Here is a 17,260-nt window from a genome sequence, read left to right on the forward strand (position 1 = left end):
GCCGACCGTCCGCACGCTTGCATACAGTGGCAGGACCGGCAGGAAAAGCGCGGTTTCAGCGACCGCGACCGCGATCGAAGGGACGTACATGCCCATGGGTCACACGGCCACAGCACAGGCAGGCTCCGGCGGCCTGACAGCGACCGAGCACCGCCTGGCCAACGGGCTGCGCGTGGTGCTCTCGGAGGACCACCTGACCCCGGTCGCGGCGGTGTGCCTCTGGTACGACGTCGGCTCGCGCCACGAAGTCAAGGGTCGTACCGGCCTTGCTCACCTTTTCGAGCACCTCATGTTCCAGGGCTCCGGCCAGGTCAAGGGCAACGGCCACTTCGAGCTGGTCCAGGGCGCAGGCGGCTCGCTCAACGGCACCACCAGCTTCGAGCGCACCAACTACTTCGAGACCATGCCCGCCCACCAGCTGGAGCTCGCCCTCTGGCTGGAGGCCGACCGCATGGGCTCGCTGCTGGCCGCCCTCGACGACGAGTCGATGGAGAACCAGCGGGACGTCGTCAAGAACGAGCGCCGGCAGCGCTACGACAACGTCCCCTACGGCACGGCGTTCGAGAAGCTGACTGCCCTCGCCTACCCGGAGGGCCACCCCTACCACCACACCCCGATCGGCTCGATGGCCGACCTGGACGCGGCCACCCTGGAGGACGCGCGCGCGTTCTTCCGCACGTACTACGCGCCGGGCAACGCCGTCCTGTCGGTCGTCGGCGACATCGATCCGGAGCAGACGCTCGCCTGGATCGAGAAGTACTTCGGGTCCATCGCACCGCACGACGGCAAGCCCGTACCCCGCGACGGCTCGCTGCCCGACGTCATGGGGGAGCAGCTGCGTGAGGTCGTGGAGGAAGAGGTCCCCGCGCGCGCGTTGATGGCCGCCTACCGGCTCCCGGAGGACGGCACGCGCGCGTGCGACGCGGCCGACCTGGCGCTCACCGTCCTCGGCGGCGGCGAGTCGTCGCGCATCTACAACCGGCTCGTACGACGCGACCGTACGGCGGTGGCGGCCGGCTTCGGCCTGCTGCGGCTGGCCGGGGCGCCCTCCCTGGGCTGGCTGGACGTGAAGACCTCAGGTGATGTGGAGGTGCCGGTGATCGAGGCCGCCATCGACGAGGAGCTCACCCGGTTCGCCGAGGAGGGCCCCACGGCCGAGGAGATGGAGCGGGCCCAGGCCCAGCTGGAACGCGAGTGGCTGGACCGGCTCGGCACGGTCGCGGGCCGCGCCGACGAACTGTGCCGCTACGCCGTCCTGTTCGGCGACCCACAGCTCGCCCTGACCGCCGTACAGCGCGTGCTGGACGTGACGGCCGAAGAGGTCCAGGAGGTCGCCAAGGCCCGCCTGCGCCCCGACAACCGCGCTGTGCTCGTCTACGAGCCGATCGCCCCCGAAACCCCCGCCGACCAGGACGAGAACGAGGAGGCGGCCCGGTGACCGAGCTCGCCACGATGGAATTCCACCCCCAGCCCCAGGCCGGCGACGCCAAGCCCTGGGCTTTCCCGGCGCCGCAGCGCGGGACCCTCGACAACGGCCTGACGGTGCTGCGCTGCCACCGCCCCGGCCAGCAGGTCGTCGCCGCCGAGGTGATCCTGGACGCGCCCCTGGACGCCGAACCGGCCGGTCTGGACGGCGTCGCCACGATCATGGCGCGGGCCTTCTCCGAGGGCACCGACAAGCACTCCGCCGAGGATTTCGCCGCCGAGCTGGAGCGCTGCGGCGCCACCCTCGACTCGCACGCCGACCACCCCGGCGTACGGCTCTCCCTCGAAGTCCCGGTCTCGCGTCTCGCGAAGGCGCTGGGCCTGCTCTCCGACGCCCTCAGGGCGCCCGCGTTCGCGGACAGCGAGGTCGAGCGGCTGGTGCGCAACCGCCTCGACGAGATCCCGCACGAGCTGGCCAACCCGTCCCGGCGGGCCGCCAAGGAGCTCTCCAAGGAGCTCTTCCCGGCGACCTCGCGCATGTCGCGCCCGCGCCAGGGCACCGAGGAGACCGTCGAGAACATCGACTCCGCGGTCGTACGCGGCTTCTACGAGAAGCACGTCCGCCCCGCCACCGCCACCGTCGTGGTCGTCGGCGACCTCACCGGGATCGACCTCGACGCGCTGCTCGGGGACACCCTCGGCTCCTGGACCGGCTCCTCGGCCGAGCCCCGCCCCGTGCCGCCGGTGACCGCCGACGACGCCGGGCGGGTCGTCATCGTGGACCGCCCCGGCGCCGTCCAGACGCAGCTGCTCATCGGCCGTATCGGTCCCGACCGGCACGACCGCGTGTGGCCCGCGCAGGTGCTCGGCACGTACTGCCTGGGCGGCACCCTCACCTCCCGCCTGGACCGCGTCCTGCGCGAGGAGAAGGGCTACACCTACGGTGTGCGGGCGTTCGGGCAGGTCATGCGCTCCAGCGCCCCCTCTTCCCCCGGCGGGGCCACGGGTGCCGCGATGCTCGCCATCAGCGGCTCCGTCGACACCCCGAACACCGGCCCCGCCCTCGAAGACCTGTGGACGGTGCTGCGCACCCTCGCCGCCGAGGGGCTCACCGACGCCGAGCGCGACGTCGCCGTGCAGAACCTCGTCGGGGTGGCCCCGCTGAAGTACGAGACGGCGGCGGCGGTGGCGGGCACGCTGGCCGACCAGGTCGAACAGCACCTGCCGGACGACTTCCAGGCGACGCTGTACCAGCAGCTCGCCGCGACCGGCACCGTCGAGGCCACCGCGGCGGCCGTGAGCGCCTTCCCGGTCGACCGGCTGGTGACCGTCCTCGTCGGGGACGCGGCGCAGATCAAGGAGCCCGTGGAGGCCCTCGGCGTCGGCGAAGTCACCGTCGTTCCGGCGGAGTAGTCGCAAGCGCGCGGCAAAGTGGGCGCACGCGCGCGTCCAAGGGGCCCTGGTGACTCAAGAGTCGCCAGGGCCCTTGTATGTCCGAATTGAGGGAGAGGTTGCCTGTCTGCCCTGTGGCATGCGCTACAAAAGCCGTGATCCGTTTGGGGATTGAAAGTTGCCGCGCTTAGCGTCATGCGGGCTGTTCGTCAGGCAGTGCGCCGCAGCCGCGGCACCGGACAGTCATCGCCGAGTCCCCACATGGCGCGAGCCTGGGGAGCCGGGGACCCAAACCATAAGTCCCTGGGGTGAATCGGACGCCCGCGCGCACCGCGAGGGGGTCCGTAGGAGACCTTCCTGCTCCGAACCCGTCAGCTAACCCGGTAGGCGAGAAGGAAGGAAAGGACCAGCCACCACATGGCGTTCACCTGCGCCACCGGGAAGCACCGGCGTCCCAGCCGGATGAAGCGCACCACCGCCCGGGCCGCCGGCATCGCGGCGCTCACCACCACCGGCGTCATCGGCACCCTGGCCGCCCCGGCGCTCGCCGCCGAACCGGCCGTCGAGCAGACCGGTCTCACCCCCGTCATCACCATGGGCGACTCGGTCGCCGACCAGATCGACGCCCAGGCGGCCGCCCAGAAGCAGGCCGCCGATGAGGCGGAGGCGCAGCGGAAGGCCGAGGAGGCCGCGCGCAAGCAGGCCGTCGCCGAGGCCAAGCAGGCCCGCGAGGCCAAGGAGCGCGCCGCCCGCGAGGCCGAGCGCAAGCGCCTCAACTCCTACGTCGCCCCGATCTCCGGTTCGTACATCTCGACCGGCTACAAGGCCGGCGGCGGCGTCTGGTCCTCCGGCAGCCACACCGGCGTCGACTTCCATGCCGCGAGCGGCACCTCCGTCCACGCGGTCGGCTCCGGCACGGTCGTCGAGGCGGGTTGGGGCGGGTCGTACGGCAACAACGTCGTGATCAAGATGAACGACGGCACCTACACCCAGTACGGTCACCTGTCGTCCCTCGCGGTCTCCGTCGGTCAGACGGTCACCCCGGGCCAGCAGATAGGCCTCTCCGGTGCCACCGGCAACGTCACCGGCCCGCACCTGCACTTCGAGGCCCGCACGACCCCGGAGTACGGCTCGGACATGGACCCCGTCGCCTACCTCCGCTCGCACGGCGTGAACGTCTGACGCTCGCACGGCGTGAACGTCTGACGCCCGCACGGCGTGAACGTCTGACGCCCGCACGGCGTGATCGTCCGACGCCCGCGCCCGTGATCGTCTGACGACCATTGGTCCGCATCCCGAAGCCCCGGCTCCCGAGCCGGGGCTTTCGGTGTTTCGGACGGCCGTCTGTCCAAAAAATATCCATGGATTCCGGCCCGCCATCGGAAATTCCCGCTGATTGCAATAGAGTCGCTGAACACACGTCAATCGTCGACGTTTCACGGGGATTAAAGCGGAGGTCGGTCATGCGTATTCCGGCGCACTCGGTATGCACGGCGATCCGTGACGACATCGTCGCGGGTGTCTACGAGCGCGGCAGCCGGCTCACCGAGGAACTGCTCGCGCGGCGCTACGGCGTCTCGCGCGTCCCCGTCCGGGAGGCCCTGCGCACGCTGGAGGCGGAGGGCTTCGTGGTGACCCGGCGGCACGCGGGCGCGTGCGTCGCGGAACCCACCGAGCAGGAGGGTGCCGACCTGCTGGAGATGCGCATGCTCCTGGAGCCGCTCGGCGCCTCGCGGGCCGCCCAGCGGCGCACCGAGGCCCATCTCAAGGTGCTGCGCGGCCTCGTGCGACTGGGGCAGGAGCGGGCCAGGCGGGGCAACAGTGAGGACCTGCGCTCCCTGGGGAGCTGGTTCCACGAGACGCTCGCACAGGCCTCCGGCAGTGCCGCGATGACCTCGATGCTGACCCAGCTGCGTCACAAGATCGCCTGGATGTACGCGGTGGAGGCGCCGGCCAACCCCGTCGAGTCGTGGGCGGAGCACGGCGCGATCGTGGACGCGGTGGCGCGCGGCGACAGCGAACGCGCGCGGGCACTCACGGCGCTGCACACGGAGCGCGCGACGACCGCGCACCGACTGCGCTTCCCCGGCGGGGAGCGGCCGGACCGTGTGAGGAACTCGCAACATCCCGTAAACATGACGGGCCTGCGGCATTAACACGAGCGCCGTATACAAAGAGGGGATAATTCGCGGGGGATTATTTCTGCTGCCCGCGAGCGGGAAATGCAAAGGGCTCGCCCGATAATTCGGACGAGCCCTTCGTTGCAACCTTTAATTGGATGGTCAGACGGTCTCGGGAAGCTCCTCGAGACCCTCGGAGACCAGCTTCGCCAGACGGTCGAGAGCCACATCCGCGCCCTCGGCGTCGGAGGCGAGGACGATCTCCTCGCCGCCCTGGGCGCCCAGACCGAGGACGGCCAGCATGGAGGCCGCGTTGACGGGGTTGCCGTCGGCCTTGGAGATCGTCACCGGGATACCTGCGGCCGTGGCGGCCCGGACGAAGATGGAAGCGGGGCGGGCGTGGAGACCCTCGGCCCAGCCGACGTTGACGCGGCGCTCAGCCATGTGATGCTGCCCTTCGGTGTATCAAGGTTGTCTAGACCAGTTTCCCATATCGTGAAGCATGCCCGGAGCGGTCCTTCGTCCCGCCCCGGTGTGTCGTCGGACCGCGGCCTCGGTCCGGCTGACGTCCTCCACAGACTGCCTCGCGCCGTTGTCGTACGCGAGCCGTACTCTGGGGCCCATGCAGACCTCGTCGGACCGGCACGAGTACCCCGCCCACTGGGAAGCCGACGTGGTGCTGCGCGACGGTGGGACCGCGCGCATCCGGCCCATCACCGTCGATGACGCCGATCGCCTCGTCAGCTTCTACGAGCAGGTGTCGGACGAGTCGAAGTACTACCGCTTCTTCGCGCCCTACCCTCGTCTGTCCGCCAAGGACGTCCACCGCTTCACGCACCACGACTTTGTGGACCGGGTGGGACTCGCGGCCACCATCGGCGGCGAGTTCATCGCCACCGTACGCTACGACCGCATCGGCGCCGACGGCATGCCCGCCGCGGCCCCGGCCGACGAGGCAGAGGTCGCCTTCCTCGTCCAGGACGCCCACCAGGGACGCGGGGTCGCCTCCGCGCTGCTCGAGCACATCGGGGCCGTCGCGCGTGAGCGGGGCATCCGCCGTTTCGCCGCCGAGGTGCTGCCCGCCAACACCAAGATGATCAAGGTGTTCCGGGACGCGGGGTACACGCAGAAGCGCAGCTTCGAGGACGGCGTCGTCCGCCTGGAGTTCGACCTGGAGCCGACGGACCGCTCGCTCGCCGTGCAGTACGCGCGCGAACAGCGCGCCGAGGCGCGGTCCGTGCAACGGCTGCTCATGCCCGGGTCCGTCGCCGTCGTCGGGGTCGGCCGCACGCCCGGCGGAGTGGGCCGCAGCGTCCTCGACAACATCAGGGACGCCGGGTTCACCGGCCGGCTGCACGCCGTGAACAAGGCACTCCCCGAGGGGCAGAAGGAACTCGCCGGGGTGCCCGCCCACCGGTCGGTCCGGGAGGTCGACGGGCCCGTCGACCTCGCGGTCGTCGCCGTTCCCGCGGAGCACGTTCCCGAAGTGGTCGAGGAATGCGGCACGCACGGCGTGCAGGGGCTGGTCGTGCTCTCCGCCGGGTACGCCGAGAGCGGGCCCGAGGGGCGCGAGCGGCAGCGTGAACTCGTCCGGCACGCGCGGGCGTACGGCATGCGGATCATCGGGCCGAACGCGTTCGGCATCATCAACACGTCCGCGGACGTACGGCTGAACGCCTCGCTGGCTCCCGAGATGCCCCGGCCGGGCCGGATCGGGCTGTTCTCCCAGTCCGGCGCGATCGGCATCGCGCTGCTGTCCCGACTGCACCGGCGCGGGGGCGGGGTCACCGGGGTCACCGGCGTGTCGACGTTCGTGTCGTCCGGCAACCGGGCGGACGTCTCCGGCAACGACGTCCTGCAGTACTGGTACGACGACCCCGACACCGACGTGGCGCTGATGTACCTGGAGTCGATCGGCAACCCGCGCAAGTTCACGCGGCTCGCACGGCGTACGGCGGCCGCGAAACCGCTGGTCGTGGTGCAGGGGGCACGGCACGGGGGAGCGGCTCCGCAGGGGCATGCCGTACGGGCGACGCGGTTGCCGCACGCCACCGTGTCCGCGCTGCTGCGGCAGGCCGGGGTGATCCGGGTCGACACGATCACCGAGCTGGTCGACGTCGGGCTGCTGCTCGCGCGCCAGCCGCTGCCGGAGGGGGCGCGGGTGGCGATCCTCGGGAACTCCGAGTCGCTGGGGCTGCTCACGTACGACGCGTGCCTCTCCGAGGGGCTCAGGCCGTTGCCGCCGCTGGACCTGACGACAGGGGCGTCGCCGGAGGACTTCCACGGGGCGCTGTCCCGGGCGTTGGCGGACGACGCGTGCGACGCCGTCGTGGTCACCGCGATACCGGCGGTGGGGGAGGGGTATCCCGGCGACGCGGCGCTGGCGGAGGCGCTGAGATCGGCGGCGGAGCGGGTGCCCGGGAAGCCGGTCATGGTGGTGCACGTGGAGCTCGGAGGGCTGGCGGAGGCGTTGTCGGCCGCGGCGAGCACCGCACCCCGGGCGAGCTCGCCGGCGCCCGCCACGGTCGGCCGTGACCACCCGTTCCGCTCGCTGGACCGACTGGCCGCGAAGGCGGTGGACGACGCGCCGGCCCCCGAGAGCGGCTCCCGCCTGATCCCCGCGTACCCCGCCGCCGAACGAGCGGTCCGTGCCCTCGGCGAAGCCGTCAAGTATGCCCAGTGGCGGCGGGACGCCGCCGAGCCCGGCAAGGTGCCCGAGTATGAGGACATCGACGAGAAGGGGGCCGCCGAGTTGATCGGAGGGCTCCTCGCGCGTGGGCAGGGGCTCACCCTCGGTACCGAGGCGACCTGCGAGCTGCTCGGGAAGTACGGCATGCACGTCCACCCTGCGCTGCCCGCACGCACCCCCGAGGACGCCGTCGCCGCCGCCCGCACCCTCGGCTACCCGGTCGCCCTCAAGGCCACCGCCCCGCACCTGCGACACCGCGCCGACCTGGGCGGCGTACGCCTGGATCTCGCGGACGAGGAGCAACTGCGGCGCGCCTACACCGAGTTGATCGAGTTGTTCGGAACACCGGAGGAGCTGCGGCCGGTGGTGCAGGGGATGGCGCCCCGCGGAGTCGACACCGTTGTCAGGGCCGTCATCGACCCGGCGGCGGGCGCCGTACTGTCCTTCGGGCTCGCCGGGGCCGCCTCGCAACTGCTCGGGGACATGGCGCACCGGCTGGTTCCGGTCACCGACCGGGAGGCGACCTCGCTGGTCCGGTCGATCCGGACGGCGCCGCTCCTGTTCGGCTGGCGCGGATCCACCCCGGTCGACACCCCGGCCCTGGAGGAACTGCTGCTGCGCGTGTCGCGGCTGGTCGACGACCATCCCGAGGTCGTCGCGGTCACCCTGGAGCCGGTCGTCGTCGCCACTCGCGGGCTGAGTGTCCTCGGTGCCTCGGTGCGGCTGGCGCCGCCGCCGGCCCGCGACGACCTCGGCCCGAGGACGCTTCCCGCGTACTGAGGGCGTACCGGACCGACCCGAGACCGCCGCGAGCGTGCCTCGCAGTCAGTGGCTCCCCGTAGGATGGACGTCATGGCCAAGACCAGTACGACGACCCAGGGGCTGCGAGCGGCGATCGAACGCAGCGGCTACTACCCGGCCCTCGTGGCCGAGGCGGTGGAGGCCGCCGTGGGCGGCGACACCATCCGGTCGTACCTGGTCCACCAGGAGACGACGTTCGACCAGAACGAGGTGCGGCGGCATGTGACCGTTCTCGTCCTCACCGAGACCCGCTTCATCGTCAGCCACACCGACGAGCAGGCCGCGGACACCACCTCCCCGACGCCCTACGCCACCACCTCCACCGAATCCGTGAAGCTCGGCCGGATCTCGTCGGTCGTGATCAGCCGCGTCGTCGCCAACCCGGAGCAGTACGTGCCGGGCACGCCGCCGCGGGAGGTCGTGCTGACCATCGGCTGGGGCGCCGTCTCCCGCATCGACCTGGAGCCCGCCGCCTGCGGCGACCCCAACTGCGAGGCCGACCACGGCTACACCGGCAGTTCGACGGCCGACGACCTGAGCCTGCGTGTGAGCGAGGCCGGGGACGGCCCGGAGACGGTGCGCCAGGCGCTCGTCTTCGCGCAGGCCATCTCCGAGGCGACCGCGGACGTCACCCGCTGATGGCACAGCCCGTCTCGGACTGGGACCACCACCCACAGCCGCTCGCCCCCGACTCGGCGCCCGCCCCCGAGTACGGCACCGGCTCACTCGCCGATCTGCTGCCCACGCTGGCCGCGGGCATGGCCGTACCGGGCCTCACCGCGGCCATCCCGGAGCTCACGCCCGCCGACCGGAACTGCGTGTTCCTGATCGACGGACTCGGCTGGGAACAGCTCAGGGCACACCCGGACGAGGCGCCCTTCATGACCGGGCTCCTCGCCACCTCCCGCGGTGGCACCGGCCGGCCCCTCACCACCGGCTTCCCGGCCACCACGGCCACCTCCCTCGCCTCCGTCGGCACCGGCCGCCCGCCCGGCGCCCACGGCCTGCCCGGCTACACCGTGCGCAATCCGGACACCGGCGAGCTGATGAACCAGCTGCGCTGGCAGCCCTGGACCTCGCCGAAGGTCTGGCAGCCGTACCCCACGGTCTTCCAGCTGGCCCACGAGGCGGGGGTGCACGCCGCCCAGGTGTCGTCCCCGACCTTCGAGAACACCCCGCTGACCAAGGTCGCCCTCAGCGGAGGCACGTTCCTCGGGCGGCTGTCCGGCGAGGACCGGATGGATCTCGCGGCCGAGCAGCTGGCGGCCGCCGACCGCTCCCTGGTCTACACGTACTACGCCGAACTCGACGGCGCCGGCCACCGCTTCGGCATCGACTCGGACAACTGGCGCGGCCAGCTCATGTACGTCGACCGGCTGGTCCAGCGGCTCGCCGAGCAGCTGCCCCCGCGCACCGCGCTCTACGTCACCGCCGACCACGGCATGATCGACGTCCCCTTCGACGAGCAGCACCGCATCGACTTCGACGAGGACTGGGAGCTGCGCGCCGGGGTCGCCCTGTTGGGCGGCGAGGGCCGCGCCCGCCACGTGTACGCGGTGCCCGGCGCCCAGAACGACGTCCTGACCTGCTGGCGCGAGGTCCTCGGCGAGCAGTTCTGGGTGGCCTCGCGGGACGAGGCGATCGCGGCGGGCTGGTTCGGCCGGCCCGACCAGGTCGAGCAGCGGGTGTACGGCCGGCTCGGCGACGTGGTCGCCGCTGCCCGCGACGACGTGCTCATCGTCGCCTCGCAGCGTGAGCCCAAGGAGTCGGCGATGGTCGGCAACCACGGTTCGATGACCCCTGCCGAGCAGCTGGTCCCGTTGCTCGAAGTACGCTCCTGACGCTTTACTCCCCCTGTGTCCCCTGTGTCCCCTGTGTCCCCTGTGCTGAAAGGTGCTCGACTCGCCATGCCCGAGCTGGTGTTCTTCTCCGGAACGATGGACTGCGGGAAGTCCACGCTGGCTCTCCAGATCGAGCACAACCGCTCGGCCCGTGGCCTCCAGGGCGTGATCTTCACCCGCGACGACCGCGCCGGCGAGGGGAAGCTCTCCTCGCGGCTCGGCCTGGTGACGGAGGCGGTCGAGGCCGGACCGGACATGGACCTGCTGGGCTACGTCGTGGCCGAGATCGAGCGGGGCTGCAAGGTCGACTACCTGATCGTGGACGAGGCGCAGTTCCTCTCTTCCGAGCAGATCGACCAACTGGCGGAAGTGGTGGACGACCTGGGGCTGGACGTCTACGCCTTCGGCATCACCACCGACTTCCGCACCAAGTTGTTCCCCGGCTCCCAGCGCCTGATCGAGTTGGCGGACCGGATAGAGGCGCTCCAGGTGGAGGCCATGTGCTGGTGCGGGGCGCGTGCCACGCACAACGCCCGCACCCTGGGCGGCGAGATGGTGGTGGAGGGCGAGCAGGTCGTCGTGGGCGATGTGAACCGCCCGGCGGCGGAGGTCGGTTACGAGGTGCTGTGCCGACGCCACCACCGCCGCCGGATGACCAGCTCCTCGGTGGCCTTCGCCCACTAGGCCCGCACGGCACCCCGACCGCCGCCAACAGCTCGCCGTAGCCTTCCTGTTCGGCGATCCGTCCGACAGGGACGGCCGGCACTCCCGGCCTCAGCGCACCCCCCGCCTCAGCGCACCCCGTGGATCAGCGAGAACCGCGCACCCTCGGGATCCGCCACCGTGGCCGCCCTCCCGTGTGCGCTGTCGTGCGGCGGCTCGAGGACGTGGCCGCCCAGGTCCGTCACGAGGTCGGCCGCGTCGTCCGTGTCGGCCACTTCGAAGTACGTCGTCCAGTGCGGGCCACGGTCGCGGGGCAGGGCGCTGCCCACGCCGCGGATGCCGGCGACGGAGCGGCCCGCGATGTGCAGGGTGACGTAGTCCGAGTCGGCGGACACGACCGGCTCTTCCTCGTAACCGAACACCGTCTCGTAGAACTTGGCGACGCTCGTGGACTCGAAGGTCAGGAGTTCGTGCCAGGCCGGGGTGCCCGGTACCCCGGCGATGGACGTGCCGAGGTGGGCCGACGCCTGCCACACGCCGAAGACCGCGCCCGCCGGGTCGGAACCGATCACCAGCCGCCCGGCGTCACCCGCGTCCAGCGGCCCCACGCCGACCGTGCCGCCGCACAGGCGTACCGTTTCAGCCGTCAGATCCACGTCGTCGGAGGCGAGGTAGGGCGTCCAGGCGATCGGAAGGTGGCGGTCGGGGGGCAGTTGGCCGATGCCGGCCACCTCGTGTCCGTCGAGCAGTGCCCGGACGTAGGGACCGAGCTGCTGCGGACCCGGCTGGAACTCCCAGCCGAACAGGGAGCCGTAGAACTCCTGGGTCGCCGCCATTCCGTGCACCATCAGGCTCACCCAGCAGGGCGCGCCGGGCGCGTGTCGGGCGGGTGTCTCGCCGTTCGGGCCGGACGACCCCCTTGCCTCGGTCATCGTCACTCTCTCCTCGGCCCCTCGCGGTGCCGTGTCGCTTCCGCTCTGACGGACCCCGTGCCGATGCTCGCACCCGTCGTGGTGCCCCGCCCCCGGGCGCGCCGCCGTCCGCCGGCCCGTGACCGGAGAACGCCCGCCGCGCGGTCCCGTGGCCGTTCCGCGCGATGACCGACGGGTGGCGATCGGCTGTACAGCATGTGCCCGATCCCGTACGCCTCGTGACCGGGTCTGTCCGGCCGAGCAGAGTAGCCGGACACGAACGATGCGGCCACCCCGTGCGCGAGGATGGTGGCCATGAACGCCATCATCTCCGCATCCGAACTCGCGAGCGACCTGGCGGCAGTCAAGCCGCCGGTCGTGCTCGACGTCCGCTGGCAGCTGAGTCTGGCCAAGGCGGCCGGAGAGCCCTCCTTCGACGGCCGAGCCGAGTACGCGGCCGGACACATCCCCGGCGCCGTCTACGTCGACCTGGACCGGGAGCTCGCCGCCAGGCCCGGCACCGCAGGCCGGCACCCGCTGCCCGACCTCGCGGAGTTCGGCGCCGCCATGCGCCGTGCGGGCGTCTCGTCCCGGACGCCGGTGGTCGTCTACGACGGCGGACAAGGCTGGGCGGCGGCCCGAGCCTGGTGGCTCCTGCGCTGGACGGGTCACCCGAACGTGCGCGTCCTCGACGGCGGGTTGCCGGCCTGGGAGGGTGAGCTGTCGGTGGAGACGCCCGAGCCGGCCGCGGGGGACTTCCGGCCGGAGCCGGGCGCGCGGGGCCTGCTCGACGCGGACGGTGCGGCGGCGCTGGCGCGTTCCGGCGTACTGCTGGACGCACGGGCGGGCGAGCGCTACCGGGGTGACGTGGAGCCGATCGACCGAGTCGGCGGGCACATTCCGGGCGCCGTCTCGGCGCCCACCACGGACAACGTGGCCACGGACGGACGCTTCCTGCCCGCCGAGGAGTTGACCGAGCGCTTCAAGGCGCTGGGCGCCACCGACGGTTCGGAGGTCGGCGTCTACTGCGGTTCCGGAGTCTCCGGCGCGCACCAGGTACTGGCGCTGGCCGTGGCGGGCATCCCGGCCGCGCTCTACGTCGGCTCCTGGTCGGAGTGGTCGTCGGACCCGTCGCGTCCCGTCGCCGTGGGGCCCGACCCGCAGTAGGCGCACGACGGGAGGGGCCCGCACCGACCGGCGCGCGCCCCTCCCGATGTCGTACCGCATGTCGTACGGCCGACTACTCCTGCTTCTTCCGTCGCGTCCCGAACACGATCTCGTCCCAGCTCGGGACCGCCGCCCGGCGCCCCGGGCGGACGCCGTCCGCCTCTGCCTGGCGATCGGTGGAGCCGATGAGACGGTCGCGGTGGCTGCCGACGGAACGGGGCATGAGGACGTCCGCGTAGGCGGACCCGGCCGAGGCCGCTGGGGCCGGGGGCTCCTCACTCTCGGGCTCCGGGGCGGGTTCCTCCGCCTCGGGGTCCTCCGACGGGCGTTCCGGGACCACCAGGTCGCCCCGGAAGCTCGGCACCGCCTCCAACAGGCTGGTCAGCGAGTCCCGTTCGCCGGCGCTCGCGGTCGCGGTCTCCTCGGGGGCCTCGGGCGGCGGCGCGGGCAGGCTGGGCCGTTCCCGGTCGAGGGCACGGTCCAGCGGCCGGTCGCGCGGCAGCCGTGCGATGCGCGGTACGAAGGGAAAGCTGGGCTCCGGCGAGGCCGCGAGGTCGTCGGACTCGCCGATCAGCGAGCGCGCCTCCTCGTCGACGGCCTGGACGAGCCGCCGGGGCGGGTCGTACGTCCAGCTCGCCGAGTGCGGTTCGCCCGCGACCAGGTAGACCAGCAGGACTTCCCAGGTGCCGTCGTCACGGCGCCACGAGTCCCACTGGACGCTGTCCTTCTCGGCCCCGCGCAGGGTCAGCCGCTCCTGGACGGCCTCGCCCAGCTGCGGCCCCGCGTTCTCGCCGGGGCGGCGCACCGGAGTCTTCCGGGCGCGCTCGGCCATGAACGCGCGCTCGGCCAGCACGGGACCCTCGAAGCGCCGTACGCGATCGACGGGGATGCCGGCCATCTGTGCGACCTCTTCCGCGGTCGCACCGGCGCGTATACGTGCCTGGATGTCACGGGGGCGGAGATGGCTCTCCACCTCGATCTCGATCTGGCCAAGGCGGGGACGGTCGCCGCGAACGGCGGCGCGCAGACGCTCGTCAATCGGAAGCGTGTACTCCGTGCTGTCCGCAGCCTTCAGCACCAGCCGTGTGCCGTCATTCGAGACGGCCACGACACGCAGTTCGGGCATGGGGACCTCCCGGGTGGTGCCTGCCGACGTCACGTGCGTCGCTGCTTCCGCTAGTCGAGTGTGGCCTGCCCGGGTGCAGCCTGCCACAACCTTGCCGAGTTGCCCGGCGTGTCGGGCACAGGCCCGGGACCGCCGTTATGGCACGGTTACCTATTCGCAACGCTAAGTGACCAACTCCGTCACCCTGTGCAACTGGCTCCCTCCCGGCGGTCCTTGAAGGCCACGGACGCCCAGGCGGGAGACCTGACCCAGGGCTCGCAACAGTACTCCATTCGGGCCACGTGCGTGGATTGGCGCGCTGGCGAACTTCGGACGGGGGACGGTACTTGGCCGCCGCGGCGCGGTTCTCCGGATCTTGGACGTGGCGTACTTCACGCAATCACCAGAAACGGAACCTATCGCTCTCGGCCGTACGTCTCCTTCTCGCGCAACCGTGCCCCCGGTATCTCGGCTACGACCCCAACACCCGTCGCAGGTAGTCGTTCTGGAACCGGCGCTCTGGATCCAGCCGATCCCGCAGGGCGGTGAACTCGCCGAAGCGGGGGTAGACCCCGGCGAAGTACTCGGCGTCCCGCGTGTGCACCTTGCCCCAGTGCGGCCGGCCCTCGTACGCGGTCAGGATCCGCTCCGCGGCGGTGAAGTACGCCTGATAGGGCGTCCCCTTGACCATGTGGACGGCGATGTACGCACTGTCGCGGCCCGACGCCGTGGACAGCGTGATGTCGTCGGCCGGCGCGGTGCGCACCTCGACCGGGAAGCTGACCCGCAGGCCGGACCGGTCGACCATCGTCTTCAGTTCGCGCAGTGCCTCGGTCACGGACGCGCGCGGGACGGCGTACTCCATCTCCACGAAGCGCACCCGGCGGGGTGACGTGAAGACCTTGTAGGGGATGTCCGTGTAGGTCCGCGCGGACAGGGCCTTGCTGGAGATCTGCGCGATCGTCGGGATCGTGGCGGGCGCCGCGCGGCCGACCCATTGGGCGGCCTGGAAGACGCCGTTGGAGAGGAACTCGTCCTCGAACCAGCCCGCGAGCTGCCCCACCGGCCGCTCCGGACCCGCGCTGCGGTTGTTGCGCTTGGTGTTGGTGCTGTCGGTGTGCGGGAACCAGTAGAACTCGAAGTGCTCGTTCTCCGCCCACAGTTCGTCGAACTCGGCGACCACCCGGTCGAAGGGCATCGGCTCCTCGCGCGCCGTGAGCAGGAAGACCGGCTCCACGGCGAAGGTGATCGCGGTGACGATGCCGAGCGCGCCCAGCCCTATGCGGGCGGCCGCGAAGACCTCGGGGTTCTCCTTCTCGGAGCAGGCGAGCACCGCCCCGTCCGCGGTGACCAGCTCCAAGGCTTTGATCTGGGCGGCGATGGAGGCCGACTCGCGCCCGGTGCCATGGGTGCCGGTACTGGTGGCCCCGGAGACCGTCTGCTCCATGATGTCGCCCATGTTGGTGAGCGACAGGCCCTCGCGGGCCAGTGCCACATTGAGCCTCTTGAGCGGGGTGCCGGCCTCGACCGTGACCGTCATGGCGTCCCGGTCGATGTTGCGGATGCCGGTCAACAGTTGAGGACGGATCAACACACCGTCGGTGGTGGCGATCGACGTGAAGGAGTGCCCGGTGCCGACGGCCTTCACCTTCAGGCCGTCCTCGGCCGCCCTGCGCACCGCCTCGGACAGCTCCTCGACGGAGGCGGGTGTGACCTCACGCGCGGGCCGGGCGGCGACGTTGCCTCCCCAGTTACGCCATGTGCCGTTCTTCCCGCTCGCTGTGCTGCTCAACGGTGCCTCCCCGATGCGGAACCGGCCTGCTGAGCCGGCGGTACCCGAGGAAACCGACCGCGACCGCGACGGCCCCGGACACCGCCGGAACCCCGTACCCGGCCTGCGCACCGGCGGCGTCGATCACCCAGCCGGCCACCGAGGAGCCGAGCGCGACCCCGACCGCGAGCCCGGTGCTCACCCAGGTCATGCCCTCGGTCAGTTGCGCGCGTGGTACGTGCTGTTCGATCAGGGACATCGTCGTGATCATCGTGGGAGCGATGGACAGGCCCGCTACGAACAGCGCCACGGCCAGAAACGGCAAGTTTCCGACCAGTAGGAGGGGGATCATACTCACGGCCATCGCACATACGCCCAGCAACCAGCGAGGTTCGGGTGCCCCCTTGAAGCGCAACAACCCGAACACCAGCCCCGCGAGACAGGAGCCCGCCGCGTACAGCGCGAGGACGACGCTCGCGGCGCCCTTGTGGCCCTGCTCGTCGGCGAAGGCCACCGTGACCACGTCGACCGCCCCGAAGATCGCGCCGGTCGCCACGAAGGTGCCCACCAGGACCTGCAGGCCAGGGGCGCGCATCGCCGTGCCGCCGCCCCGGTGCTCGCGCGGATGCGGAGCCGGCTCGGTGGCGCGCTGCGCGGTCAGCCAGAAGACGCCCGCCGCCAGGAAGCAGGCGGCAAGCAGCGGCCCGGCCTCCGGGAACCAGACCGTGGACAGACCGATGGAGATGATCGGCCCGAAGATGAAGCAGACCTCGTCGATCACGGACTCGAAGGAGTACGCGGTGTGCAGCTGCGGGGTGTCCCGGTACAGGGCCGCCCACCGCGCCCGGATCATCGCGCCGATGCTCGGTACACAGCCAATGCCGGCGCTGAACACGTACAGGGTCCAGTCCGGCCACTCGTAGTGCGCGGCGAACAGCAGCCCGGCCGCCGCGACGAGGGCGATCGCCGTCGCCGGACGCAGCACCCGCCGCTGCCCGTACTGGTCCACCAGCCGCGAGACCTGCGGACCCGCCACCGCGGCGGCGAGCGCGATGGTCGCCGACAGCGCGCCTGCCAGGCCGTAGCGCCCGGTGAGCTGGGAGACCATCGTGACCACGCCGATGCCCATCATCGACAGCGGCATACGGCCGAGGAGGCCCGCGGCCGAGAACCCCTTGGAGCCGGGAGCGGCGAACAGGGCGCGGTAGGGGCTGGGCACGGGGTCTCCGGTCGGGCGGGAGCGGGGCGGCTCGGTGAGGCGTGAAGGGGGGGTGTGGAGGTGAGGCGTGAAGGTGAGGCGCGGATACGGCGGCTCAGTAAGGCGCGAAGATAGCTGATACAGCTTACGAGTTAGGGCACCCTAACGCACCTCGGG

Annotated in this window: 14 protein-coding genes and 1 riboswitch; of the genes, 9 read left to right on the plus strand and 5 right to left on the minus strand. The window is 71.6% G+C overall.

Features of this window, described 5'->3' with window-relative positions:
* Positions 1-88: 88 nt before the first annotated feature.
* The 4 genes from ACFWWR_RS18680 (at position 89) to ACFWWR_RS18695 (ending at position 4,973) form a co-directional block, all read left to right on the plus strand.
* Positions 89-1,438, plus strand: coding sequence for a M16 family metallopeptidase (locus tag ACFWWR_RS18680; RefSeq protein ID WP_383866505.1), 1,350 nt, complete (start codon positions 89-91; stop codon positions 1,436-1,438).
* The gene (locus ACFWWR_RS18685) at positions 1,435-2,838 is read left to right on the plus strand and encodes a M16 family metallopeptidase (RefSeq protein WP_384304288.1); all 1,404 of its coding nucleotides are present in this window, start codon (positions 1,435-1,437) and stop codon (positions 2,836-2,838) included. Before ACFWWR_RS18680 ends, ACFWWR_RS18685 begins: the two co-directional genes overlap by 4 nt.
* Before the next feature lie 216 nt (positions 2,839-3,054).
* A riboswitch (cyclic di-AMP (ydaO/yuaA leader) is annotated at positions 3,055-3,222 on the plus strand.
* A gap of 12 nt (positions 3,223-3,234) precedes the next feature.
* Positions 3,235-3,999, plus strand: a complete 765-nt coding sequence (locus ACFWWR_RS18690; RefSeq protein ID WP_383866508.1) for a M23 family metallopeptidase — start codon at positions 3,235-3,237, stop codon at positions 3,997-3,999.
* Between the two features lie 281 nt (positions 4,000-4,280).
* Positions 4,281-4,973, plus strand: coding sequence for a GntR family transcriptional regulator (locus ACFWWR_RS18695; RefSeq protein ID WP_383866510.1), 693 nt, complete (start codon positions 4,281-4,283; stop codon positions 4,971-4,973).
* Between the two features lie 126 nt (positions 4,974-5,099).
* Here ACFWWR_RS18695 and ACFWWR_RS18700 read toward each other — a convergent pair whose 3' ends face one another.
* On the minus strand, positions 5,100-5,381 hold the full coding sequence (locus tag ACFWWR_RS18700) for an HPr family phosphocarrier protein (protein WP_053749171.1): 282 nt from the start codon (positions 5,379-5,381) through the stop codon (positions 5,100-5,102).
* Between the two features lie 178 nt (positions 5,382-5,559).
* On the opposite strand from ACFWWR_RS18700, the gene ACFWWR_RS18705 reads away from it, so the two are divergent.
* The 4 genes from ACFWWR_RS18705 (at position 5,560) to ACFWWR_RS18720 (ending at position 10,952) form a co-directional block, all read left to right on the plus strand.
* The gene (locus ACFWWR_RS18705) at positions 5,560-8,406 is read left to right on the plus strand and encodes a GNAT family N-acetyltransferase (protein ID WP_383866512.1); all 2,847 of its coding nucleotides are present in this window, start codon (positions 5,560-5,562) and stop codon (positions 8,404-8,406) included.
* 72 nt (positions 8,407-8,478) lie between these two features.
* A complete protein-coding gene (locus tag ACFWWR_RS18710; RefSeq protein ID WP_217237412.1) occupies positions 8,479-9,066 on the plus strand; it encodes a DUF5998 family protein in 588 nt (195 codons plus the stop codon).
* Complete coding sequence (locus ACFWWR_RS18715; RefSeq protein WP_384304290.1) at positions 9,066-10,268, plus strand: alkaline phosphatase family protein; 1,203 nt, start codon at positions 9,066-9,068, stop codon at positions 10,266-10,268. The genes ACFWWR_RS18710 and ACFWWR_RS18715 overlap by 1 nt, the downstream gene beginning before the upstream one ends.
* Positions 10,269-10,334: 66 nt before the next feature.
* On the plus strand, positions 10,335-10,952 hold the full coding sequence (locus ACFWWR_RS18720; protein ID WP_384304293.1) for a thymidine kinase: 618 nt from the start codon (positions 10,335-10,337) through the stop codon (positions 10,950-10,952).
* 107 nt (positions 10,953-11,059) lie between these two features.
* Here the strand turns inward: ACFWWR_RS18720 and ACFWWR_RS18725 are convergent, their stop codons facing one another.
* On the minus strand, positions 11,060-11,863 hold the full coding sequence (locus tag ACFWWR_RS18725) for a VOC family protein (protein ID WP_384304296.1): 804 nt from the start codon (positions 11,861-11,863) through the stop codon (positions 11,060-11,062).
* Positions 11,864-12,157: 294 nt separating this feature from the next.
* Here ACFWWR_RS18725 and ACFWWR_RS18730 point away from each other — a divergent pair, with 294 nt between their 5' ends.
* Complete coding sequence (locus tag ACFWWR_RS18730; protein WP_384304298.1) at positions 12,158-13,009, plus strand: sulfurtransferase; 852 nt, start codon at positions 12,158-12,160, stop codon at positions 13,007-13,009.
* Positions 13,010-13,082: 73 nt separating this feature from the next.
* Here the strand turns inward: ACFWWR_RS18730 and sepH are convergent, their stop codons facing one another.
* From sepH to ACFWWR_RS18745, 3 genes are all read right to left on the minus strand, one after another.
* Entirely contained in the window at positions 13,083-14,135 is a 1,053-nt protein-coding gene (gene sepH / locus ACFWWR_RS18735) for a septation protein SepH (RefSeq protein WP_383866522.1), read from the minus strand.
* Positions 14,136-14,586: 451 nt separating this feature from the next.
* Complete coding sequence (locus ACFWWR_RS18740; RefSeq protein ID WP_384304301.1) at positions 14,587-15,906, minus strand: D-arabinono-1,4-lactone oxidase; 1,320 nt, start codon at positions 15,904-15,906, stop codon at positions 14,587-14,589.
* On the minus strand, positions 15,866-17,104 hold the full coding sequence (locus ACFWWR_RS18745; RefSeq protein ID WP_383866526.1) for an MFS transporter: 1,239 nt from the start codon (positions 17,102-17,104) through the stop codon (positions 15,866-15,868). Before ACFWWR_RS18745 ends, ACFWWR_RS18740 begins: the two co-directional genes overlap by 41 nt.
* Between the last annotated feature and the right edge of the window lie 156 nt (positions 17,105-17,260).

The sequence above is a fragment of the Streptomyces sp. NPDC058678 genome, from assembly GCF_042714835.1.
Taxonomy (GTDB): Bacteria; Actinomycetota; Actinomycetes; order Streptomycetales; family Streptomycetaceae; genus Streptomyces.